Origin of the sequence: Pseudomonas sp. G1002 (assembly GCF_013385455.1) — a bacterium.
In the GTDB taxonomy this organism is placed as follows: domain Bacteria; phylum Pseudomonadota; class Gammaproteobacteria; order Pseudomonadales; family Pseudomonadaceae; genus Aquipseudomonas.
This window is the reverse complement of the sequence record NZ_JACAPY010000002.1, coordinates 23,294-47,598: the sequence shown is the minus strand read 5'-3', so window position 1 is coordinate 47,598 and position 24,305 is coordinate 23,294. Positions and strand designations below refer to the sequence as shown.

20 protein-coding genes are annotated in these 24,305 nt (G+C 59.1%); 16 read left to right on the top strand and 4 right to left on the bottom strand.

Annotated elements, in window-relative coordinates:
• Positions 1 to 218 precede the first annotated feature (218 nt).
• From HX801_RS01210 to HX801_RS01200, 3 genes are all read left to right on the top strand, one after another.
• The gene (locus tag HX801_RS01210) at positions 219 to 602 is read left to right on the top strand and encodes a tautomerase family protein (protein WP_003210790.1); all 384 of its coding nucleotides are present in this window, start codon (positions 219 to 221) and stop codon (positions 600 to 602) included.
• A gap of 52 nt (positions 603 to 654) precedes the next feature.
• Complete coding sequence (locus HX801_RS01205) at positions 655 to 1,251, top strand: TetR/AcrR family transcriptional regulator (RefSeq protein ID WP_177021427.1); 597 nt, start codon at positions 655 to 657, stop codon at positions 1,249 to 1,251.
• Between the two features lie 213 nt (positions 1,252 to 1,464).
• Positions 1,465 to 2,001, top strand: coding sequence for a cysteine hydrolase family protein (locus HX801_RS01200; RefSeq protein WP_177021426.1), 537 nt, complete (start codon positions 1,465 to 1,467; stop codon positions 1,999 to 2,001).
• A gap of 15 nt (positions 2,002 to 2,016) precedes the next feature.
• Here HX801_RS01200 and HX801_RS01195 read toward each other — a convergent pair whose 3' ends face one another.
• On the bottom strand, positions 2,017 to 2,343 hold the full coding sequence (locus tag HX801_RS01195; protein WP_003210784.1) for a hypothetical protein: 327 nt from the start codon (positions 2,341 to 2,343) through the stop codon (positions 2,017 to 2,019).
• Entirely contained in the window at positions 2,340 to 2,825 is a 486-nt protein-coding gene (locus HX801_RS01190; protein ID WP_177021425.1) for a hypothetical protein, read from the bottom strand. Before HX801_RS01190 ends, HX801_RS01195 begins: the two co-directional genes overlap by 4 nt.
• Before the next feature lie 29 nt (positions 2,826 to 2,854).
• On the opposite strand from HX801_RS01190, the gene HX801_RS01185 reads away from it, so the two are divergent.
• From HX801_RS01185 to HX801_RS01160, 6 genes are all read left to right on the top strand, one after another.
• Entirely contained in the window at positions 2,855 to 3,805 is a 951-nt protein-coding gene (locus HX801_RS01185; RefSeq protein WP_087692887.1) for a 2-hydroxyacid dehydrogenase, read from the top strand.
• A gap of 90 nt (positions 3,806 to 3,895) precedes the next feature.
• Positions 3,896 to 5,752 (top strand): pilus assembly protein TadG-related protein, encoded by a 1,857-nt coding sequence (locus HX801_RS01180; RefSeq protein ID WP_177021424.1) that lies wholly within the window; start codon positions 3,896 to 3,898, stop codon positions 5,750 to 5,752.
• A 130-nt stretch (positions 5,753 to 5,882) separates the two neighbouring features.
• Complete coding sequence (locus HX801_RS01175) at positions 5,883 to 6,950, top strand: phosphotransferase family protein (RefSeq protein WP_003210778.1); 1,068 nt, start codon at positions 5,883 to 5,885, stop codon at positions 6,948 to 6,950.
• Between the two features lie 19 nt (positions 6,951 to 6,969).
• A complete protein-coding gene (locus HX801_RS01170; protein ID WP_087692885.1) occupies positions 6,970 to 7,737 on the top strand; it encodes an SDR family oxidoreductase in 768 nt (255 codons plus the stop codon).
• A 59-nt stretch (positions 7,738 to 7,796) separates the two neighbouring features.
• Positions 7,797 to 9,230 carry a PLP-dependent aminotransferase family protein gene (locus HX801_RS01165; protein ID WP_177021423.1) on the top strand — a complete coding sequence of 478 codons (1,434 nt, stop codon included), beginning with the start codon at positions 7,797 to 7,799 and terminating at the stop codon, positions 9,228 to 9,230.
• Between the two features lie 83 nt (positions 9,231 to 9,313).
• On the top strand, positions 9,314 to 9,715 hold the full coding sequence (locus tag HX801_RS01160; protein WP_003210770.1) for a cupin domain-containing protein: 402 nt from the start codon (positions 9,314 to 9,316) through the stop codon (positions 9,713 to 9,715).
• 131 nt (positions 9,716 to 9,846) lie between these two features.
• Here HX801_RS01160 and HX801_RS01155 read toward each other — a convergent pair whose 3' ends face one another.
• On the bottom strand, positions 9,847 to 10,476 hold the full coding sequence (locus tag HX801_RS01155; protein ID WP_177021422.1) for a DNA-3-methyladenine glycosylase I: 630 nt from the start codon (positions 10,474 to 10,476) through the stop codon (positions 9,847 to 9,849).
• 232 nt (positions 10,477 to 10,708) lie between these two features.
• On the opposite strand from HX801_RS01155, the gene HX801_RS01150 reads away from it, so the two are divergent.
• The 3 genes from HX801_RS01150 to HX801_RS01140 all read left to right on the top strand — a co-directional run bounded on the left by HX801_RS01150 (position 10,709) and on the right by HX801_RS01140 (position 13,573).
• A complete protein-coding gene (locus HX801_RS01150) occupies positions 10,709 to 12,019 on the top strand; it encodes a C4-dicarboxylate transporter DctA (RefSeq protein ID WP_008433031.1) in 1,311 nt (436 codons plus the stop codon).
• Positions 12,020 to 12,164: 145 nt separating this feature from the next.
• The gene (locus tag HX801_RS01145; RefSeq protein ID WP_003212959.1) at positions 12,165 to 12,869 is read left to right on the top strand and encodes a FadR/GntR family transcriptional regulator; all 705 of its coding nucleotides are present in this window, start codon (positions 12,165 to 12,167) and stop codon (positions 12,867 to 12,869) included.
• A 17-nt stretch (positions 12,870 to 12,886) separates the two neighbouring features.
• Entirely contained in the window at positions 12,887 to 13,573 is a 687-nt protein-coding gene (locus HX801_RS01140; protein ID WP_102369279.1) for a GntR family transcriptional regulator, read from the top strand.
• A gap of 196 nt (positions 13,574 to 13,769) precedes the next feature.
• Here the strand turns inward: HX801_RS01140 and HX801_RS01135 are convergent, their stop codons facing one another.
• Positions 13,770 to 18,629 (bottom strand): NAD-glutamate dehydrogenase, encoded by a 4,860-nt coding sequence (locus HX801_RS01135; protein WP_003212956.1) that lies wholly within the window; start codon positions 18,627 to 18,629, stop codon positions 13,770 to 13,772.
• Positions 18,630 to 19,649: 1,020 nt separating this feature from the next.
• Here HX801_RS01135 and HX801_RS01130 point away from each other — a divergent pair.
• The 4 genes from HX801_RS01130 (at position 19,650) to HX801_RS01115 (ending at position 24,305) form a co-directional block, all read left to right on the top strand.
• Positions 19,650 to 20,840 (top strand): YcaO-like family protein, encoded by a 1,191-nt coding sequence (locus HX801_RS01130; RefSeq protein ID WP_256344185.1) that lies wholly within the window; start codon positions 19,650 to 19,652, stop codon positions 20,838 to 20,840.
• A gap of 6 nt (positions 20,841 to 20,846) precedes the next feature.
• Positions 20,847 to 22,595 carry an ATP-binding cassette domain-containing protein gene (locus HX801_RS01125; RefSeq protein ID WP_371316551.1) on the top strand — a complete coding sequence of 583 codons (1,749 nt, stop codon included), beginning with the start codon at positions 20,847 to 20,849 and terminating at the stop codon, positions 22,593 to 22,595.
• 83 nt (positions 22,596 to 22,678) lie between these two features.
• Complete coding sequence (locus HX801_RS01120; protein ID WP_003212949.1) at positions 22,679 to 23,035, top strand: hypothetical protein; 357 nt, start codon at positions 22,679 to 22,681, stop codon at positions 23,033 to 23,035.
• 310 nt (positions 23,036 to 23,345) lie between these two features.
• Positions 23,346 to 24,305: a MoxR family ATPase gene (locus HX801_RS01115; RefSeq protein WP_003218556.1), complete on the top strand. Its 960-nt coding sequence runs from the start codon at positions 23,346 to 23,348 to the stop codon at positions 24,303 to 24,305.

The following is a 24,305-nucleotide window of genomic DNA, read 5'->3' as shown; positions in this document are numbered from 1 at the left end:
AGTCAGAAAAACCTGACAGGCAGCGCCACGACCGAAACAGGGGCGCGATTGTCCGGGATTCGCTTGAAGAAGCAAAGACTTAGCTGAGGAATGGTTGTGCAGTGCAGAGGATTGAATACGTTTCCGGCAGGGTCAATTTTACATTTCATAAGAAATCTATTTTATAAATTCATCACGTCATGTATTTTTAAAGCACGCCCCTCACTGGACTACCTGCCATGCCAATCGTGCGCATCGACCTTCGGAAAAACCCCGACGTCACCTACGCCAAGCGCGTCGGCGTATTGATCTACAACGCCATGCACACGGCTATCGGCGTGCCTGAGCACGACAACTTCCAGATCCTCACCGAGCACGATGAACACCACTTCATCTATGACCCGGAGTACCTGGGCATCCAGCGCACCGACAACCTGGTGATCATCCAGATCACCCTGAATGAAGGCCGCAGCACCGAGCAGAAAAAGCTGTTGTACAAGACCATCGCCGAGAGCTTGAACCGTGAACTGGCGGTGCGCCTGGAAGATGTGTTTATCAGCCTGGTGGAGGTCAAGAAGGAAAACTGGTCGTTCGGCAACGGGATTGCGCAGTACGCCAGCTAAACGTTTTATGATGCCACCCATCCCTGCCACCACCTGATCCAGAGAGCCCTCGATGCCACGCGTGTCCCGCAAACAAGCCGAACTCAACCGCGAAATCATCGTCGAGGCCGCCACGCGGCTGTTTCGTGAGCGGGGCATCCATGGCATCAGCGTGTCGGACGTGATGGCCGCCGCCGGGCTGACCCATGGCGGTTTCTACGGGCACTTCGAGTCCCGCGAGGCGCTGGCCACGGAAGCCTGCAACCGGGCATTCGAACAATCGAACGAGCGCTGGCAGGCCAGGGTCGAGCAGAGCCCCGACCCCGAGACTGCACGCCTGGCGTTGATTGATCCGTATCTGTCGGCCGCCAATCGTGACAACCCCGGGGACAGTTGCCCGGTAGCGGCGTTTGCCGGGGAGATATGTCACGAAGCGGTCGACAGTCCGCTGCAGCAGAGCTTTATCCAAGGCTTTGAGGCATCCGTGGGGATCCTGAGCGCTACCCAGGCGACCGGCACACCTGAGGGTGACCGCCAGGCCGCCATTGCCCAGTACGCGATGATGGTAGGCGCAATTACCCTCGCCCGTGCGACCAAGGGAAACAGCCTGTCTGATGAATTCCTCGAAGCAGCCAGAAATCTGCTGATCCCGCAAAAAAAACTCGACTGACGCGTTGACAGGCAAACGCCAGCGCCAGCATGATCGGCCCATGAACACTTTCCAGCTGGCCCTCACCCGTACCACCACGACCGCTTCCGGCGGGTCGTGTGGTAGCGGTGAGTGGCGCGCAAACTAAGCCACCCGGATTTACCCAAGGCCCCGCCAGCAATGGACGGGGCCTTTTTATTGCTCCGCCATCTGGCAAACACAAGGAGCAGTACCATGCCTGACAACAAGCGCCCCGCCCTGCTGATCATCGACATGCAGACCGGTCTGTACGATGGTCCGGAAAAACCCTACGAACGCCAGCGCGTACTCGACATCATCAACCAGTTGATACAGCGTGCCAGACACGCTGGCGTGCCGATCTTCGCCGCCCGTCACACCGGCCCGGCAGGTTCGCCCATCGAGGTGGGCAGCCCGTTTTGGCAACTATGGCCAGCACTGGAGGTTGATGAAGCTCGCGACACGGTTTTCAATAAAACCCGGCCCAGCTGTTTTCTCGGCACCGAGCTGTCGCAGCAACTGGCGGCGGCACAGGTGAATGAACTGGTGATCGTCGGGATGAAAACCCAGTACTGCATCGACACGACGTGCCGAGTGGCCGTGGAGCTGGGGTTCTCGGTGCTGCTGCCGGAGGATGCCCATACTTGTATGGACACTCCGGCGTTATCGGCCGCATCGATTATCGAGCACCATAACGCAACCTTGGCCGGGGCATTTGTGCAGCGTGTGAAAGCTGACGATATCTGCTTCTAAAGCCTAGAGCTTTATCTAAGCCGAGGTTCTCAATACGTTGCGCAGTTCGCCATTGATCGCGCTCTGCGCAACAGCCAGTTGCTCCACCAGATCACCGGCTGCGTGCGCCGTTAACGCAATCACTGGGCGGTCCCAGTCGTAATTTCTTATTACATTGATGCGGAACCCACCATGGGTATCGAAGGAGGGGTACCAGCCGACATCCAATATAAGCCCACCGGCGTATTCAACCTGAAGCATGTCCTCTTTCAACAGGTGAACCTGACTCTCCATCGCCCCATCCTGCAAGATGGAGAGATCATCATGGGTGACGTTTCCGTCAATAAAGCCTAGTGAGATCAACTTGTTAACCTCCTGAATTCCTGCTCGGAAATCGGATGACCATGTATGACGCCCGCGCTTGACTCAATTCGAACCCAGTAACTGGGCTTGCCATCACTGGCACCTATGACTTGCGGATACTCCCTGAGTTTCCAGGGTTTTGCATGAGTGCTTGGCACTCCATTTTTATAGGCTTCTCGCTCAAGCTTTTCAATATTTATACCGGGCTTGTATTTGGCCGGGCCGTATCGGGTGCTGCTGACAATATCTTCCCAAGCTAGGTTTTTTGATGGGCTGTGCTTGTAGCCATAAGAGGTCCACTCGACGATTTCGGAGGTGGCAGGAACATGCATCCATGACGTCTCTGCTAAGGAAAGTCGTCGAAGTCTGCGGCAGTAAAAAGGCCTGGGACGAGCGGTCTGGAAAATCAGATTAGGCTGGTGAGAAATGAAATTTTTCTGCGGTAAAGAAACGATCGGGACTACAAATCCCGCATAATCCAAGCCTCTAATCCTTCAGGAAGAACCTTCCGATGCCCGTCACCGTTCTGGTCCTGGTTGAAACCATCAACGACTACCTGCCGATCATCGAAGGCAATGGCTTTCACGTGATTCTTGCCCCCACCCCGGCCGAACGCGCCAAGGCCATCAAGACCCACGGCGGGCAGGTCCAGGCGGTGCTGACCCGTGGCCCGCTGGGCCTGTACGCCGAGGAAATCGCCGCGCTGCCGCTGCTTGAGATCATCTGCGTGATCGGCGCCGGGTATGAACACGTGGACCTGCAAGCCGCCAGCAACCGTGGAATCGTGGTCACCAATGGTGCCGGGGTGAATGCGCCGTCGGTGGCCGACCACGCCATGGCGTTGTTGCTGTGCCTGGTGCGGGACATTCCCCGGGCGGACGCAGCAGTACGGCGCAGCGAATGGCCCAAGATAATGCGCCCTTCCCTGGCCGGCAAACAGCTGGGCATTCTCGGCCTGGGGGCCGTGGGCCTGGAAATCGCCAAGCGGGCTGCCCTGGGTTTTGGCATGGAGGTGAGTTATCACAACCGCCAGCCCCGCGAAGATGTGGACTACACCTACTGCGCCACCGCCGTGGAACTGGCGCGGGCCTCGGACTTCCTGATCCTGGCCACCCCGGGCGGCGCCAGCACGCGACATTTGATCGACCGCCAGGCCCTCGACGCACTGGGGCCCAACGGTTTCCTGGTGAACATCGGCCGTGGCAGCGTGGTGGTCACCGCCGACCTGATTACCGCCCTGGAGCAACGGCGCATCGGCGGCGCGGCACTGGACGTGTTCGACGATGAACCCAACGTGCCCGACGCGCTCAAGCGCCTCAGCAATACCGTGCTCACGCCCCACGTCGCCGGCCTGTCGCCGGAAGCCGCCCATGACACCGTGCAGCGCGTGGCGGACAACCTGCTGGAATACTTTGCCGGCCGCCCTGTGCTGACGCCCGTGGCACTGCCTCCGCGAAAATAATGGCCAATAGCCATAAATTCTCCAAAACCTGACTACACTGCCTGAGGGGATATTCAGGATGCCGGTACTGGATCGGCGAAGGAACGCAGGATGGTTTGCCAAGGACCCGGCTCGGCCCGCCAACGCGGTGCAATAGGACTGATGGGTGCGATGACCCTGGGGGTCGCACTGTTGTTCCTGTTGCTGGTGGTCGACAGCGGCCGGCTGTACCTGGAAAAGCGCAAGCTGCAACGGGTTGCCGACACCGCGGCGCTGGAAGTGGTCACCCGCGGCGGCGCCTGCGTGACGCCGAATACCAACGCCGCGCAATTCGCGATCCAAAGCGCAGCCCGCAATGATTTCCCGCTGAACGAAGACCGTACCCTGGCGACCACCTGTGGCACCCTGGTCACCGGGGCTGACTTCATGCGCGCCTTCAGCCCCAATCCCTCAAGGTCCGATGCGATCCAGGTCATCGCCACCCACCGCGTCGTCACCAGTATCGCCAACCGCCTGTTCATGCTGCTCTCCACCGGCCCTTTCGAGCCGACCATCCGGTTGCAGGCAGTGGCCGTGGCCGCCGTGCCCGCGCCACCGGTGGCCGTACTGACCATCCGCAGCACCTTGCTGACCGTGGACAGCACCAAGTCCGCCGCACTCAATGCGTTGATCGGCGGACTGCTGGGGGGCAAATTGCAACTCGACGCGGTGGGCTGGAAGGGCCTGATCAATACCGATATCAACCTGCTCAGTTACCTGGACGCGCTGGCGATTCAATTGAAGGTCAGCGCCGGCAACTACGACGAGTTGCTCAAGACCGACGCCAGCGTCGGCGATCTGATCCAGGCCGCGATAGATGTACTCAAGCTGGGGGGCGATGCGGTCAAGGTGGTGATCAATAACCTGGAAGCGATCAAGCTGATTGCACCCGGCACCAAGATCCTGCACCTGGGCGACCTGCTGACCATCCAGAACGGCACCGACAAGAGCGCCCTGGACGTTAACCTGCAACTGTTCAACCTGATCCAGGGGTTTGTGCAACTGTCGAACAAGTACAACGCGGTCGCGGTGGAGTTGCCGGTGGATGTGCTGGGACTGCTGAATATCACGGTCAAGACCAAGGTCATTGAACCGGCGCAGGTTTCCGCCATAGGTAACCCCAAGCTGATCGCCACCCAGCCGATCTACGTCAGGACCGCGCAAGTCAGGACGTTGATCTCGGTGAAACTGCCGGCAATCGGCGCGGTGAACGATTTACTGGGCGGGGTAACGGCGCTGGTGGGCCTCTTGTTAGGCAGCTCCTTTGACCCCAAAATCGGCCAGCAAATCGATGTAGCACTGGAAGCCGCCAGCGGCAGCAGCACGGTCACCGGATATCGTTGCAACGGGCCTGCGGACAAAGCCTTGTCGGTGCTCGGTACCACCTCGGCGGTTAGGCTGATGGTGGGCCAGATCGACCCAAAAAACCTGTTTTCCTCCACAGCACCACTGAACGTTGACGAATTCCCATTACTCGACCTTGGGGTGAAGACCTGTAGCAACGGTGTCTGCGATCCCCGGCAACCGTATGGCGTGGGTGGCATCAGCCTGAAGATCGACAGCAGCGTGGCCAAGACCGTCCGGAACCACACTTACCTGTCGCCGCCCGAGTTGAAAAGCCCCCCGGATTACTTCAGTTTCAGTTCCAACAACGTGGTGGGCAGCTTGAGCAACACCCTCAATGGCATCCAGTTGATCAACCATCCACCGACACAGGGCGGACTGATTGGGCTGGTGCTGAACCTGGTGGTCGGCCTGATCACCGGCGTACTGAATCTGCTCAGCGGCATCATCTCCGGACTGCTCAGCCCGCTCCTCGACCCGCTGGTCAATAACCTGCTCGCCGGCCTGGGCATCGACCTGGCAAAAGTCGAAATCGGTGCCAACCTGTCCTGCAACCCCGGCGGGCGCGCAGTTCTGGTGATCTGAGCACATCAAGCACGCTGATCATCGGCCAACACGCTAACCTATTAAGCCGCCCCAACCTTGTGGCTTGGCGGCCGCGCGCATTAGATTAGCCAATAGTCCAAGGCCTTAAGAATAAGCAGAAGGGATAAGCATGGCGCTTAATGACCAATCGACCCAGATTCGCCCCGGCGAAGAACTTGATGCCAGCCTCATCGATCCCTACCTCAAGGCCCATATCCCGGGCTTGAGCGGCAGCGTCAAAATCAGCCAGTTCCCCGGGGGTGCCTCCAACCTGACGTACCTGCTGGAATACCCCGGCCAGGAATTCGTGCTGCGCCGCCCGCCCTTTGGCCACAAGGCCAAGTCCGCCCACGACATGGGCCGCGAATACCGGATTCTCAACCAGCTCAAGGACGGTTTCCCGTATTGCCCCAAGGCCTACGTGCACTGCACCGACGAGTCGGTGATCGGCGCCGAGTTCTACGTGATGGAGCGGGTCAACGGGATCATCCTGCGCTCGGACCTGCCGCCGGAACTGGGCCTGGACGCGGCGAAAACCGAAGCCTTGTGCAAAAGCTTTATCGACAAGTTCGTCGAGCTGCACCAGGTCGACTACAGCGCCTGCGGCCTGGCCGACCTGGGCAAGCCCGAAGGTTACGTGGAGCGGCAGATTCGCGGCTGGAGCGACCGCTACGAAAAAGCCCTGACCCCCGACGCCCCCAGCTGGGAAGCGGTACGTGCCTGGCTCAACGACAAGATGCCGGCCGACCACCCCACCTCGAGCATCGTCCACAACGACTACCGCTTCGACAACGTGATCCTCGACCCGCATAACCCGATGCAGATCATCGGCGTGCTGGACTGGGAACTGACCACCCTCGGCGACCCGCTGATGGACCTGGGCAACACCCTCGCCTACTGGATCGAAGCGGCCGACCCGGCCCCGGTGCAACTGATGCGCCGCCAGCCGAGCAACGCCCCCGGCATGCTTACCCGCCGCCAGTTCGTCGACTACTACGCCGAACGCTCCGGGATCCAGATCGACAATTTCGACTTCTACTACACCTACGGCCTGTTCCGCCTGGCCGGCATCGTGCAGCAGATCTACTACCGCTTCTTCCATGGCCAGACCCAGGACAAACGCTTTGCGCAGTTCATTCACATGAACAAGCTGCTTGAGCAGATGAGCCTGAATGTCATCAAACAGTCTTCCCTCTGACCCTCTTCAAGGAAAAACCATGTCCAAGACCCAACTGTTCGACCTCGACGGCAAGATCGCTTTCGTTTCCGGCGCCAGCCGCGGTATCGGTGAGGCCATCGCCAAGTTGCTGGCCCAGCAAGGCGCCCACGTGATCGTGTCGAGCCGCAAGATCGACGGCTGCCAGCACGTGGCCGACGCGATCATCGCCGACGGCGGCAAGGCCACCGCCATTGCTTGCCATATCGGCGAAATGGACCAGATCACCAACGTGTTTGCCGCGATCCGCGAACAGTTCGGCCGCCTGGATATCCTGGTCAACAACGCCGCCACCAACCCGCAGTTCTGCAACGTGCTGGACACCGACCTGGGCGCGTTCCAGAAAACCGTCGACGTGAACATTCGCGGCTACTTCTTCATGTCCGTGGAAGCCGGCAAGCTGATGCGCGAAAACGGCGGTGGCAGCATCATCAACGTGGCCTCGATCAACGGGATTTCGCCGGGCGTATTCCAGGGCATCTACTCGGTGACCAAGGCCGCCGTGATCAACATGACCAAAGTCTTCGCCAAGGAATGCGCGCCGTTCGGCATTCGCTGCAACGCGCTGCTGCCGGGCCTGACCGACACCAAGTTCGCCTCCGCGCTGGTGAAGAACGACTCGATCCTGAAAATGGCCCTGGCGCAGATCCCCCTCAAGCGCGTGGCCGACCCGAGCGAGATGGCCGGCGCGGTGCTGTACCTGGCCAGCGACGCGTCGAGCTACACCACCGGTGTATCGCTGAATGTAGACGGTGGTTTCCTGTCCTGATTCGGCTGGCGGGTGACTTGCGGTAATCTTGCGGGTGATTGCTTGCCTCTGGATGAAACATGGAACTGCACGTCGTTATCAAGGGCCGCAAGGACCTGGCCGAACAGCTTTACCAGCAATTGCGCACGGCCATTGAGTCGGGACAACTGGTGGCCGGGTCGCAATTGCCTCCCAGCCGCTTGCTGGCCCTGCAACTGGGCGTGTCGCGCAAGACAGTCTCAGACACCTACGCGGCGCTGACCTACGAAGGGTTGTTGGTCGGCAGGATCGGCCGTGGCACGTTCGTCAACGCCTGGGCCACGCGCCGCGAACACCTGCAAAGTGCCGCCGACCTTGCCTGCGCCGCCAACCTGGCCAAGTGGCAGGCCCTTCCCGCGCCCATGGGTCACCCCAACCGTGAAACCCGCCCGAGCCGGGACTTTATCGGCGGTGCCACCGCCCGCAGCCAGTTCCCCCAGGATGAATGGCGGCGCTGCACCCTCGATGCCTTGCGCCGTATCTCACAGGACAGCGGCTTCTACAGCCGGCCGGAAGGCTTGCCGGCCCTGCGCAGTGCAATCGCCGGGCATATCGCATTTTCCCGTGGGGTCAGGTGCAGCGAAGACGACATCGTAGTCACCAACGGCGCCCAGCAGGCGCTCGACCTGATCGCCCGCGTGGTGCTGGAACCGGGCACCGTCGTCGCCATGGAAGACCCCGGCTACACCCCGGTGCGACTGATGTTCGACGCCATGGGGGCGACCGTGGTGGGCGTGCCGGTGGACGAACACGGCCTGCGGGTCGACTTGATTCCCGACGGCGCGCGGCTGATCTACGTGACACCGTCCCATCAGTTCCCGCTGGGCATGCCCATGAGCGTGCCGCGCCGTGAGGCGTTGCTGGCACGTGCGCTGGCGTTGGGCGCCATCGTGATCGAGGATGACTACGACAGCGAATTCCGCTACGAGGGCCGCCCCACCGACTCCCTGCAAAGCATGGACACCCGCGGCGTGGTCGCCTACGTCGGGACCTTCTCGAAAACCCTGCTGCCGGAGTTGCGCCTGGGCTACACGGTGTTGCCGCCGGCGATTTTCGGCGCGGTGCTCAAGGCCAAGCAACTCACCGACCAGCACAGCTCCACCCTGCCGCAATGGGCCCTGGCCAAGTTCATCAGCGAAGGCTACCTGCTCAAGCACATTCGGCGCTGCCATGGGGTATATGCCGGGCGCCGGGAACGGATTCTGCAGCGCCTGGCGGGGGACCTCTCGCCGTGGTTCGACGTGGTGCCCACCGTGGCCGGGTTCCATCTGGCCGCACTGTGCAAGGTGCCGGTGAATATTCCGCAGCTTACCCAATTGGCACGGGAGGCTGACGTGGGGCTCTATCCGCTGAGCGTGTTTTTCCACGACACACCGGTACGCGAGGGACTGAAGATCGGGTTTGGCGCGATCGAAACCCTGGACATTGACCCGGCGCTGGACGTGGTGCGGGATATCCTGCGACAGATTGGCTGAGGGAATTTCCGCCGGATTGGCTATTGGTCAAATCCGGATCGGGGCCTAGGGTGAACGGGTCTCGACTCACTCGGAGCCTCACCATGAAAGTACTGCTCGGCACCACCCTGCTGCTGGCCTCGTTAAGCGCCTTTGCCCACGACCCGGTGTACAACCAGGAAAAGATCAACGTGTTGCAGGAACACGCCCTGGCCAACGTCCCCGGCAAGAAAACCGTGATGCTCACCGTGGACTACGCCCCGGGCCAGGCCACCGTGCCCCATAGCCACACCGGCACGGCCGTGGCCTATGTGCTGGAAGGTGCAATCACCTCGCGGGTCAACGATGAAAAGGCGATCACCTACAAGGTCGGCCAGTCGTTCTATGAACCTGCCGGCTCGCGGCACTTTGAATCCAGCAATGCCAGCCAGACCCAACCGGCGAAACTGCTGGTAGTGATGGTGATGGATGACAAGGCCGACGTGCTCACGCCGCTGCCCCACTAACCCGCTCCACCGCACCCTCCTGTGGGAGCTGGCTTGCCGGCGATGGCGGTGCATCAGACACAGTTGTGTTTGCTGATCCACCGCCATCGCCGGCAAGCCACACACAGTTATAACCGCGCACAGTCAGTGGCTCAGGGTCGTTTGAAGTGGTGGCGCAGGTGTTCGATTCGAGGCCGGCAGGTACAGCCTTCAAGGTGGTCGTTGACCATGCCCATCGCCTGCATGAACGCATACATCGTGGTCGGGCCCACATAGCTCCAGCCACGTTTCTTCAGGGCCTTGGACAAACGTGTTGACGCGGCTGACGTGGGGTTGGCCGTCCAGTACGCCATGTCCACCACCGCCGGGCGCTCATCGGCGGCCGGTTCAAACGACCACAACCACGCCGCCAGCGAGCCGGTCTCATCCACCAGCTCACAGGCGCGCCGGGCGTTGTTGATGGTGGACACGATCTTGGCGCGATTGCGCACGATGCCCGGGTCGGCCATCAATCGCTCGATGTCCTGCTCGGTGTACTGCGCCACCCGGCGAAAATCAAAGCCCTCGAACGCCCGGCGAAACGCCTCGCGCTTGCGCAGGATGGTGACCCACGCCATGCCGGCCTGAAAACCTTCCAGGCAAATCTTCTCGTACAGCGCAATGTCATCGGCCACCGGCACGCCCCATTCGTGGTCGTGGTAATCCGGGTACTCCGGCGCCGCCGTGCGCCACGTACAGCTGGTGACGCCCGCCGCGTCCGTGATCAATCCTGGAATATCCATAACTCACCCTGTGAACCAAGCCCGGGATGATAAGCGAAAAAAATTCCGGGCCGCCAACCGCTCAAGCACGAACCTTGCGAACCAACTGGTCAGACCGGGACCTGCCATCCGCGTAATATTTACTTGCGACTTGAAAAAAACCGAGCGTAGACTGGCCCCGCACTGGACATACCGGTCAGACCACAACAATTAAGCCCTGGACCCACCAGGGCACCGAATAGAGATCCTTCCCATGCTCAGATGGTGCTCGCGTTCGATTTTCCTGCAAGTCGTGATTGGCCTGGTGATCGGCATAATCTGCGGCCTCGCCCTCCCTGAATTCTCCTCGCAACTCAAACCCCTGGGTGACGGCTTCATCAAGCTGATCAAAATGCTGATTGGCCTGATCGTCTTCTGCGTGGTGGTCAGCGGTATTTCCGGTGCCGGCGACTTGAAGAAAGTCGGGCGCATCGGCCTCAAGTCGGTGATCTACTTTGAAGCACTGACCACCGTGGCCCTGGTGATCGGCCTGATCATGGCCTTCAGCACCGGGATCGGCACCGGCGCCAATATCCACCTGGAGCAACTGTCGTCTGCCGGCCTGAATGAACTGGCAGACCGTGGCCAACACATCAAGGGTACCAGCCAGTTCCTGATGGACCTGATCCCCAACTCGGTGATCGGCGCCTTCGCGGACAACAACGTGCTGCAAGTGCTGTTGTTTTCCGTGTTGTTCGGCAGCGCGCTGAACCTGGTGGGCGAAGCCGCTTCCGGCATCTCGCGGTTGATCAACGAGCTGAGCCACGTGATCTTCCGCATCATGGGCATGATCGTGCGCCTGGCGCCCATCGGCGTGTTCGGCGCCATCGCCTTCACCACCAGCACGTATGGCCTGGATTCCCTGCAACACCTGGGCAGCCTGGTGGGCCTGTTCTACCTTACGTGCTTCCTGTTCGTCGCGGTGATTCTGGGGCTGGTGATGCGCCTGTCGGGCCTGCGGATGATGCCGCTGCTCAAGTACCTGCGGGAAGAACTGTTGATCGTGATGGGCACCGCGTCCTCCGATGCCGTGTTGCCACAGATCATGCGTAAACTGGAACACCTTGGCATTGGCAGCTCCACCGTGGGCCTGGTGATTCCGACCGGGTACTCGTTCAACCTCGACGGTTTCTCGATCTACCTGACCCTGGCCATCGTGTTTATCGCCAATGCCACCGGCACACCGCTGTCGATGACCGACCTGCTGACCATCCTGCTGGTGTCGCTGATCACCTCCAAGGGCGCCCACGGGATTCCGGGTTCGGCACTGGTGATTCTGGCGGCGACACTCACCGCAATCCCGGCGATTCCGGTGGTGGGCCTGGTGCTGGTGCTGGCGGTGGACTGGTTCATGGGCATTGGCCGGGCGCTGACCAACCTGATCGGCAACTGCGTCGCCACCGTGGCCATCGCCCGCTGGGAAAAAGACATCGATATCCAGCGCGCCAACAAGGTGCTGGACGGTCAACAAGGGTATGCCTTCCAGGCCAAGAAACCGGTGCTGCCCGCCCACCAAGAGTTCTGATGAGACAGACTCACCCCCTGTGGCGAGGGAGCTTGCTCCCGCTGGGGCGCGAAGCGGCCCCAAAAAATGGGCCTGCTGCGCAGTCCAGCGGGAGCAAGCTCCCTCGCCACACCAAGCAGACAGTTCAATTTAAAGGGAGCCACACGTGATCACCTCGTCAACCGTCGTCAATTCAGTGGTAGAAAAACTGCGCGCCGCCCTGGCGAGGGGTCAGTGGCGGCGCGGCGAGATGCTGCCCGGCCAGCGTGAACTGGCCGAGCAAATGGGCATCAGCCGCCCAAGCCTGCGCGAAGCGGTGATCGTGCTCGAAACCCTCGGCCTGGTACGTTCCATGCCCGGCAAGGGCGTGGTGGTGCTGGAAACCACCCTCAGCGAATCCCAGGCCCAGGACAGCGGCGTGGCGGACGCCAGCCTCGAAGACATCCTGCAACTGCGCTACACCCTCGAGCCCTTTATCGTAGGTTTAGTGGCGCAATCCATCAGCAGCAAGGAAGTCGGGCAACTGCGCCTGACCCTGATGGACATGCGCGAAGCCCTCGACGCCGGCGACAGCGAAGCCGGGATGAACGCCTACATCGCGTTCCACGAAGAACTGTTCGCCCTGACCTCCAACCCGATCTTCCAGAACGTGGTGCAACAAACCAGCAACGCCCTCAAGCAAAGCGCCCAGGTGCTGCGCAACTCCCCCGAACACCTGGCGGAACGCTTGCAGGAAAACGACGCCGTGGTGCGCGCGATCCGCAACAAGAACAGCGCCCTGGCCAGCGCCGAAATGCGCCGGCATATCCTGCAGGAAGGCTTGCGCATGGGCATTCGCTTGAACATCCCGGATGACCATCTGGGTAGCTGACTTCCAGGAGACCGCGCATGACCGCTCACGCCCTGCACACCCCTTTCCCCTTTACGCCGTTGCGCCTGGTGGGCAAGCCGAAACTCTCGGTGGACGACATCTACCCGGCACTGTTCGACGCCATTCTCGAGCAACGCATCGCCCCCGCCAGCCGTTTTACCGAGGAGAGCCTCGGGCAAAGTTTTGGCGTCAGCCGCAGCGTGATTCGCCGGGTGCTGGCGCGGCTGTCGCACCAGCAAGTGATCATCCTTCGGCCCAACCATCGGGCCCAGGTGGCGGCACCGGATGCACAACAGACCCAGCAGATTCTCGAGGCGCGGCGCCTGACGGAAATCACCGTGGTGCAGTTGGCGTGTGCCCAGGCGAAACCGGCGCAGATCCGCCAACTGCGGGAGTTGATCGCACGGGAGCGCGACTGCATCGAGCGTGACGAACGTGGCCCGGCGATTCGGCTCTCCGGGGAGTTTCACCTGCAACTGGCAGCCATCGCCGGGAATGCACCGTTGGCACAGTTTCTCAACAGCCTGGTGCCGCTGACCTCATTGGCGATTGCGCAGTTTGAGGCCAAGGCTTGCACGTATTGCGCATGGCAGGAACATAGGGCAATTGTGGATGCGGTGGAGCATGGCGATGCCGGCAAAGCCGTCAACTTGATGACCCGGCATCTGGATCATCTGGAAGCCAAGCTACTACGCAGCAATTGATCACACTGTTTTAACCTGTGGCGAGGGAGCTTGCTCCCGCTGGGACGCGCAGCGGCCCCAAAAACGGGACTGCTGCGCAGCCCAACGGGAGCAAGCTCCCTCGCCACAAGTTGAGATAACACGCCGATAATCAAATGCAAAAAAGCCCGATATCTTTCGATACCGGGCTTTTGGTTTTACCGCTCAATCAAGCCAGTTACAGCACCGATTGACCGCTCATCGCCAGGTCCAGCAACTCACGGTTGGCCACCGCGTACATGGCGTAGTCCGTGCCGACTGCAGCACGAATCTCCACCATCATGGTGCGCCAGCGATCAGCCATGTCCTGGTGCTGCTCAAGCCACAGGGCCACGCGGGCTTCCATGTCTTCTGGCGCATCGGCCATTTGCAGTACGGAAATGGTGATCGCCCGTTGCTGCCAATCCACGTCATCGCGGAAGGCCTCGCGGGCCTGGGCCTGCCAGTTGTTGCCCACGGGCAGGCTGCTGATCTGCTGCAGGTACCACGGCAAGTCCAGGGCGCTGCCGACGGCGAAGTAAGCCTTCGCGACGTCTGCCGCACTTTGGCCTGTCACGTCGGCGGCTTCGATGATTGGCAGCAGGGTGTACAGGTGGGTAGTGCCTGCAACCATGCGCGCCAACAACTCCGGCACACCGGCTTCGACGTAAGCCTGGTAACGGTTCTGCCAACCTTCGCGGGTCGGGCCTTCCAGCAGTTCGTCGAGCTTGAGGCCCAGCGCGGCAAGGTGCGGACCGAAGTGCGCAACATCACGTCCGGCATCCTGTTCGTTGCGACGGCTGCGCAGGAACCAGCGCGTGGCACGGCGGCCCAGGCGCATCAGCTCGTCCATCAGCTCCAGTTGCACGTCGGCCGAGACCTGGTGGTCCAGGGCTTCGATCTGACGGAACCAGTGCGGGAGGTGGAAGATGTCACGCACGATCACGTAGGCGCCCGCCACGTTCGCCGGGCTCATGCCGGTGGACTCTTTGAGGCGCTGAACGAAGGTGATGCCCATGTGGTTGACCAGGTCGTTGGCGATCTGGGTGCTGACGATCTCGCGCTTCAGACGGTGGCGACGCATGGCTTCGGAGAACTTCGCCACCAGGCTCGGCGGGAAAGCGGTCTCCATGTCACGGGTCAGGTAGTCGTCATCCGGCACCAGGGATTTGAGCAACGCTTCCTTGAGGTCGATCTTGCTGTAGGAGATCAGTACCGACAGCTCCGGACGGGTCAGGCCCTTGCCCGCAGCGGCGCGCTCGTTGAGCTGCTCCTCGGTCGGCAGGTACTCGATGGCGCGGTCCAGCTTGCCACGGCCTTCCAGATCGCTCATCAGGCGCTTGTACTCGGCCACGCGCTCGAAGGCTTTGCGGGCAGCCAGGGACAGGGCCTGGGTTTGCTTGTAGTTGTTGCCCAACACCAGGCTGCCGACTTCGTCGGTCATGCTCGCCAGCAACTGGTTGCGCTGCTTGTCGGTCATGTCACCGGCCTGCACCACTTCGTTGAGCAGGATCTTGATGTTCACTTCGTGGTCGGAGCAATCCACACCACCGGCGTTGTCGATGAAGTCGGTGTTGGAACCGCCGCCATTGAGGCCGAATTCCACACGACCCAGCTGGGTCATGCCGAGGTTACCGCCCTCGCCCACCACCTTGCAGCGCAGCTCGTTGCCATTGACGCGCAGGGCGTCGTTGGCCTTGTCGCCCACATCGGCGTGGCTCTCGGTGCTGGCCTTGACGTAGGTGCCGATACCGCCGTTCCACAACAGGTCCACAGGCGCCTTGAGCAAGGCATTCAGCAGTTCGGTCGGGGTCAGCTTGTCGGCCTGGATGTCGAAGCGTTCTTTCATCTGTGGCGAGATGGCAATGCTCTTCGCGCTGCGCGAGAAGATACCGCCGCCTTCGGACATGATGCTGGTGTCGTAGTCGGTCCAGGCCGAGCGCGGCAGGTCGAACAGGCGCTGACGTTCAGCGAAGCTGTTGGCCGGGTTCGGGTTTGGATCGATGAAGATGTGCAGGTGGTTGAAGGCCGCGACCAGTTGCAGCTTGTCGGACATCAACAGGCCGTTGCCGAACACGTCGCCGGCCATGTCGCCCACGCCCACCACGGTGATGCTGTCTTGCTGGACGTTGATGCCGCGCTCACGGAAGTGACGCTGCACACCCACCCACGCGCCCTTGGCGGTGATGCCCATTTTCTTGTGGTCGTAACCGGCAGAACCACCGGAAGCGAACGCATCACCCAGCCAGAAGCCGTAGTCGATGGCGATGCCGTTGGCGATGTCGGAGAAGGTCGCAGTGCCCTTGTCCGCTGCTACTACCAGGTACGGGTCATCGTTGTCGTGGCGCACCACGTTCAACGGTGGCACCAGGGCGCCGTCTTTCAGGTTGTCGGTAATGTCCAACAGGCCGGAAATGAAGATGCGGTAGCAGGCGATGCCCTCGGCCGCGATCTCGTCCCGGCTGCCGCCCAATGGCAGACGACGCGGCAGGAAACCGCCCTTGGCGCCCACCGGCACGATCACCGAGTTCTTCACTTGCTGGGCTTTTACCAGGCCCAGCACTTCAGTGCGGAAGTCTTCTTCACGGTCGGACCAGCGCAGGCCGCCGCGAGCGACGTTGCCAAAGCGCAGGTGCACGCCTTCAACCCGAGGCGAGTAGACGAAGATTTCAAACTTCGGCACCGGCTTGGGCAGCTCAGGAATCGCGTGCGGGTTGAACTTGAAGCTGAAGTACGACTTGTTCTGGCCGTTGGCGTCAGCCTGGTAGAAGTTGGTCCGCAGGGTCGCCTTGATCAGGTCCAGGTAGCGACGCAGGATGCGGTCTTCGTTGAGCACCTGAACGTCGTCCAGGGCCGTGAGGATCGCTTGTTCCAGGCGTTGCTGCTTGTCTTCGAGGTCTTCGGCGGTGAGCTTGCGCGCCAGGTAGAAACGGGTCTTGAACAACCGGGTCAACTCGCGGGCGATGTCGGTGTGGTTGTTCAGGGTACTGGCGATGTAACCCAGGTCGAAGCCCAGGCGAATCTGCTTCAGGTAACGGGCGTAGGCACGCAGCAGCGCCACGTCGCGCCATGGCAGGCCGGCCGTCAGCACCAGACGGTTGAACGCATCGTTTTCGGCATCGCCGTGCACGATATGCACGAATGCGTCCTGCAGGGTGTCGTTCAATTGCTGGATATCGAGGTTCACACCTTCGGCGGCGATGAACGCGAAATCGTGAATCCAGAACTCGCGGCCATTGGCATGACGCAGGCGGTACGGGAATTCACCCAGGACACGCAGGCCGAGGTTTTCCAGGATCGGCAGCACATCGGACAGCGCCAGCGGCGTATCGGCGTGATACAGCTTGCAATGCAGCTCGCGCTGGCCGGAAACCTGGCCCAGCGGCTGGTAGAAGCTCATCACCAGCGGGTTGGCTTCGGTCAGGCTGAGCAAGTGCTGCATGTCGACCACGGCCGAATGCGCGGCGAAACGCTCGCGGTAGCCGGCCGGGAAACCTTTCGGAAAATCCGCCAGCACGTTGGTGCCATGGGCTTCGCCGAAGCTTTCCACCACCAGGCTGGAGTAGTCGTCCTGCCAGCTGCGGCAGGCCTGCACCACTTCTTTTTCCAGTTGCAGCGGGTCGATGTCCAGGCGGTTCTTCGGGTCTACCCGCAGGATCAACTGCACGCGAGCCAGTACGGACTCGGAGAAGAACGTCCAGAACTCGCAGTCCGAGGCTTTCAGGCGATCCATCAGCACTTGCTGGATCTTCTGGCGCACCTCGGTGGAATAGATGTCGCGCGGCACGTAGGCCAGGCAGTAGCAGAAGCGGCCGTACGGGTCTTTGCGCAGAAACACGCGGATCTTGTTGCGTTCCTGGATCTGCACGATCGACATCACGGTGCTGAACAGCTCGTCCACCGGGGTCTGGAACAGGTCATCACGGGGCAGCACCTCGACCACCTGGGCCAGTTCCTTGCCCAAGTGCGCCTTGGCCTGGAAGCCCGAGCGACGCTCGATTTCCGTCACCTTGCGACGGATGTAAGGAATCACCCGCACGCTTTCGCCGTACACCGAGGAGGTGTAGAGGCCCATGAAGCGGCATTCCTTGATGACCTTGCCGTCGGCGTCGATCTGGCGGATCGACACGTAGTCCGGGTAGGCCGGGCGGTGCACGCGGCTTGGGTGTGCAGCCTTGGCGAACGACAGCACGGCCGGCTCACGCAGGTAGTTCACCGCGTAGTCTTCGATGCGCAGCTCGTCGGCCGTCAGGCCTGGGCGCAGCAGTTTGGTCAGACCGAGGAACGAGTTGGCGTCATATTCGATATGACCGCCGTCCGCCTCGTCACGTACCACAAACTCTTCATAGCCGAGGAAGGTGAAGTGGTTGCCCACCAGCCATTCCAGGAAGCTCTTGATCTCGGCTTTTTCTTCGCCGTCGATCACGTATGGGCTGGCGTCGATACCGGCCAGCAGTTCCTGGACCTTGGCTTTCATCGGTTCGAAATCGGCGACGGCAACGCGCACTTCGCCCAGTACCTGCTCAAGTTCCTTGCTCAGGACACTCAGCTCGGCGGCGTTGGCGCAACGGTCGATTTCCAGGTACATCAGCGATTCTTGCTGAACGTCTTCGCCCTGGGTGCCTTTGGGCAGGATTTCCAGCAATTCGCCCTTCTTGCCACGACGCACGCTGAGTACGGTGGTTTGCAGGGTGTGGATGCTGTAGCCACGGCGGTTCAGCTCGGTACGCACCGAGTCCACCAGGAATGGCAGGTCGTGGTGCAGCACTTCGACCGCGGTGTGGGTCGATTGCCAGCCATGACGTTCGTAATCGGGGTTGTAGACCCGCACTTGCGGTTGGTTGTGATCAAAGCGCTCAAGCAGGCGCCAGGCAGACAGGGTGCAACCGGCCAGGTCGGACAAGCGACGCTGGGTCAGTTCATCCAGGGAAATGATGCCGAAGAATTGTTCAGCGAACAGCGCCACTTGTGGCAGTGCCTGTTCACTGATGTGCTGCGCCAGTGCCGCTTGCAGTTGGTGCTGGAAGTCGGCTTTGCTGGCTGCGGTGAAGAACGCCATCTGTGGTACTCCGCTTGGGCTTGTTATTGATGGAAGCGTCGCGTGTTATCCCCTTGCGGGGAGACCGTCAGCTCTGTTCGCGGTCTACAGTAACGAATTCAGAGTGACAGGTGGGTGAAGCTGGACAAGACAATGAGGTCACATTCAACTTCCATAAGATGCGCACCTTGCCAGGTGACGGTACGACGGGCAGGTCAGACTCCTGGCGAGGCACATCCGTTGCGCAGCTTAACGAGTGTAGGAAGCAAGCTGCTTGCGACGCTGCGACATATTCGGTCATCGGCACGCTGCCGGCGGGTTGCGACTTGGGCAACCGGGTGTTTTCGGAGAAATCCCGGGGCGCCGAGTACCGGAAATGACTGATATTGCCCGCCAGGTCATGCCTCAAGGTCTGACACACGATGCAGCACAAAATTCGCCGCATTTTCGCCAGCATGCCGCACGCCTCCTGAGAAAGTGAATCATCAGGGTAAATTCTCGGTGGTCGCCCCCTTCCCAATAGAGAGGCTGAACTCCCAATCACATCAAAAGCTAAATGAGTGATTTGTCGAACCGCTCTTAGTTTGCCTACCTCTCACAAAACCATAAACATCACAAACCATTGAAACAGCTGCGTACAACCGCAGCTAAGCCAAAAAATCAAACATAGACAACTATCATCCCACGCCCCGACGAGATAATTCCTACACAAACACAGGACGCTCGCGCCTTCACACCAATTGAATCGAGGTAGGGCCACTGCTATTAATTGATCACTTGCGAAATTACGCGCAAGTGGGGAACTCACTATCGAGTGCCTCTCATTCAAAATAGAAACGAGGTGATTGAAATGGGTAATAAACGCTCCGAAATAACCATCCCGACTGGCTTTCCGCAAAACGCAGGCGCATCCGAAAGCTTACTAGCGACCGAGGTCCACTTCTTCGCCACACTCACAAACTGACATTCCATACAAATGAAGCACCCGCTAAAAAATGCCGAAAGGAAATCCTTTCGGCATTCAAAAATAACGAGGCAAGCATGTCAGAGCGAGAACTAAGCCCAACCAATGCTCTATCAAAAATAAAAGAGACCATTCATAGCCTTGGCCTAACTGCGATTACGCAGTATGCAAACAAAGAAAACCTAGTAGCGACAACGGAACTGTACGACGCAAATAGCCAACTAGTCGCATCGGGCGCAGGCAAAGGGCCCGAATCACTTATTGGAGCACTCGCTGAAAGCTTAGAACACCTTATCGCGGGCCAACCAATCGCCCTTGGTATTACGACGTGTCACTGCAAGGCAGTTGCTGCACAAGCGCCAGCAAAAATCGATGGCTTACTCTTCAACTGCTCTCAAATCAAGGAGCCTCTTGAATGCTTAACGCTCACAACCCTTGATAAAAAGGAAAAATTATTAGTCCCACACGCGCTCCTCTGCCCAGCCATCGCCAAAAACAAAGATCCCAAAGGAAACTCTCACTTAAATTTTCTAGCCCGCTACTCATCCAATTCAGGTATGGCATTCGGATGTACGGAAGACGAGGCCCTCTTGCACGGCATTCTCGAAGTCATTGAGCGACACATTCTATCGCTTTTTTATATGGCAATTTGCAAAATCGGCCCACCCATAAATTTATACTCCCCGTCCACATCCCTCCTTGCGATGGCACTACATAACAATCCGTATGCAATAAAATCTGCCCAACGTCTCCAGATCGTGGTCATTAAAGATTTTTTAGGCGTTTATTTTGCAGCAGCTTTCCCCAGAGCGGGCGCAGGCGATCTACATATTGCATCTGTTGGCTCAGGTTGCTCGCTGGACGTTAACGTAGCTTTGCAGCGAGCGGTGACGGAGCAATTCCAAGCAAACGAACTGTATGACTCTGCAGGAGAGGAGCTGGACAAGAAAACCCTGGAGCTGCTGTCTAGCTCAGAAAAGCTCAAACCTCTCATTGAGTTCTCCTCAATAAAGAACTTGAGACTGCCCCTCATTAAACATCAACACAAACAATTCTCAGCAAGCGTCCCGCATCAGCTGCAAATATTACAAAACAGCCTTTCCAATGACGGAAAGAAAATATTCTTCAGAACACTCACCAAGTTTGCCAACGGCTGTAGCGTTATACAAATCTACATCCCCAGCCTTGAGCGCTTCAACATTATTAGAAGTGGAAACTTGGTAGCGCCCCAGCACACTCTACTCAGCTGCCCCACCCCTACACTATAAGTATGAATGCAGCGAAGAATGCCTATAGGCGACCAAATGCAAACACTTGTTAAAATAGCATGCAAACAGCATACAGCTCTGCTTACGTCTACCGTCCTTACCACAATAGGGCTTAAACTTATAGCGCTCGCGCCACCTTTACTGCTAGGAGAAGTCGTAGACGCACTTAGCAACAACCAGCCAACAATGAACACCTTATTCATACTGATTGCAGGCTTCATTCTGGCCGGATGCATTCAGGCCTTAGTAAACCCTGCGCAAATATTCCTATTATCCAAGCTAATCCAACAAATCGTAAGAGATGCTTCGATCAATTGGATTGGGCAATTACTGCACAAAGACTTTCATCACTTTAGCTCATGGCGCATTGGCCACTTCATAAAGTCTGTGGAACGCGGAATCACGGCTCACGAAAAATTGCTTACGTTTTTCGTCACTGTCGCATTTCCTATGTGCCTGGAGTTGCTAATTGTTGGGGGAGCCTTTTTGTATATGGGTGGTAGCGGAGTGTTCCTCGCTGTGATCGGCCTGAGTGCTATCTATCTTTTTACAGCCCACAAAATCATAAGATGGCGGAGAAAGCACATTGACAGGATCAACGAACAAGAAGATGAGCTGGGTGCCATTCTGTTCAACACTTTAAAATCGGGGAAGTCTATAAAACTGGAAGGAGCAGAACATACTGCCACACACCCTTTGAATGAAGCTTTCACCCAATACGCCAATGCCGCGGTAACAGTTACAAGCTCCGGCGGTTTTTTAAACGGTATAAAGATCCTATTCATCAGCCTTGCCACCGGAGGGCTACTTGGCTGGGGGGTATTGGATCAGCTTTCAGGACAACCCGTTATTAGTCTTGGGCAATTAGTTGCGACATTCTCAATCGCTGGCAGCTTCTTAATCAACATTACTGCGCTTACAGAAGGCTACCGGGTACTGGATCAATTTCTCGCAGACCAGCGCCGACTCCTGCACCTACTGTCGTTACCAAATTTTGGCGACGACAACGGCCAACTCGAAATACCGCTAAAGCCCAAATCAACGTTAATACTTAATCCCTGCATCGTGACTGACACCAGCTCCATCCGCTTGACCATCAAGACAGCCATCGAATTTACCCAAAGTCAGTCAGTTGCCATCACTGGGCCAAGTGGAGCGGGGAAATCTACCTTGCTGGAAGTGCTGGCAGGCTTGAACCCCTCACTGACAAGCAGGTTGCTTATCGACGACAAGCCCATTTGCGAACTGAGTGCCCAAGCGCATTTGAGGTACCTGAGGTATTGCCCCCAGTCGCCCCAGTTCCTGGAAGGCTACTTTGATCACTCCGTACTGTTTGGAATCCCCCCCTCCCCACACTTGAACCACGCAATTGAGCAACTGAACCTGGAAGAAATCGTTTTAAACCGCAGCCTCAGCGAAAACGCGTCCAATATTTCAGGAGGCGAAGCAAAGCGTCTGTCCCTGCTGCGCCTCGTCAACAGGCCCGGGGAATTCAATTTATTCGATGAACCCAGCGCGTCCATTGAACAAAAACTGGCCACGCCTGTGTGGGATCTGCTGTTCGATATCTTCGGCAAACGCGGATTGATATGCGTCACACATGATGTCCGCCACCTGCACCGTTTTGATCAGGTTATTGTCATGTCAAACGGAGCAATCATTGATCAAGGCCCTTGGAGCGAGTTGGCTAACAAAACGTCGATCTTGACGCTGTTAAGTGACTTTGATCTGGAAAACCAAACCGGCAACAGCTAGGAGCCCCTCATACACGATGCAGCACAAAATTCGCCGCAATGGCACAATTGCCCTGCTTCGCCCTTCCCCAGACAGGATTAACCATGCCATTGCAACTCACCACCGCCCACCTGATCGTCAACCCGTGCGATGACGAAGAAGACAACATGGCCATGCTCTGCTGCCACGGCGACAAGGGCGAGATGTTCATGGTGACCCGTTATCCGGACGAGGACGAGGTGGAAGTCACCTGGGATTACGAGCCGTCGACCCTGGACGGGCTGAAGATCACCCTGAGTGCCACGACACTGTTGGTGGAGATTGGCGCGGCGGATGCCGATGCATTGGGCGGCCACGATCAATTGGCAATCACCCACGGCACCGCCGAGTCGGATCTGGCCGAAGTGGAAGAAACCCTGCAGAACATTCTCAAGGGCACCGGGACCTATATCCGGGCCTAGTTGCCAAATCCGCACAATGTGGCGAGGGAGCTTGCTCCCGCTGGGCTGCGAAGCGGCCCCAATCCAGCCAACTGCGTTCTGCCTGGAAAAACTCGGCAGCCTTGCTGGGGCTGCTGCGCAACCCAGCGGGAGCAAGCTCCCTCGCCACAAAGGCAGGCGCCTATCGGAAAAAACCTCAGACATTTCCCACATTTCCCGAAAAATACCCCCCGCGCCGTTAGTCTCCACCCCCTCCGATGCATTAAAGTAACGCCCCCAGGCCTGGCATTTTTCGCAATGCCCAGTCTCACCTCTCCAGGAACCGTCATCGATGGAACATCGTGAAGCGCTGCTTGCGCTGCGAACCTTTCTTTCAACGCAGATTCTCGGCCAGGAAAAACTCATCGAGCGCTTGCTCATTGCCCTGCTCGCCGATGGCCATATGCTGGTTGAAGGCGCTCCCGGCCTGGCCAAGACCAAGGCCATCAAGGAGCTTGCCGAAGGGATCGAGGCACAGTTCCATCGCATCCAGTTCACCCCCGACCTGCTGCCCGCCGACATCACCGGCACCGAGATCTATCGCCCGGAAACCGGCAGTTTCGTGTTCCAGCAAGGCCCGATCTTCCACAACCTGGTGCTGGCGGACGAAATCAACCGTGCCCCGGCCAAGGTGCAGTCGGCATTGCTCGAAGCCATGGCCGAGCGCCAGGTCAGCGTGGGGCGCAGCACTTACGAGTTGTCGCCACTGTTCCTGGTGATGGCCACGCAAAACCCGATCGAGCAGGAAGGCACCTACCCGCTGCCCGAAGCCCAGCTCGACCGTTTCCTGATGCACGTGAAAATCGGCTTCCCCGATGCCGCCGTCGAGCGCCGCATCCTGCAGCAGGCCCGTGGCGAAGCCCTCAACGGTGAAACCAAGCCCGAGCGGCGCGTCAGCCAGCAGGCGATCTTCGCCGCGCGCAAGGAAATCCTCGGCCTGTACATGGCCGATGCGGTGGAGGAATACCTGGTGCAACTGGTCATGGCCACTCGCACCCCGGCCAAGTTCGATCCGGAAATGGCCGAATGGATTGCCTATGGCGCCAGCCCTCGTGGCTCGATTGCCCTGGACCGCTGCGCCCGGGCCCACGCCTGGCTGGCCGGCCGCGATTTCGTCAGCCCGGAAGACATCCAGGCGGTGCTGTTCGACGTGCTGCGTCATCGCATCATCCTGTCGTTCGAAGCTGAAGCGGCCGGTATCGACCAGGACCGCGTGGTGCAACGCATTCTCGACGTCGTTGCCGTCGCTTGA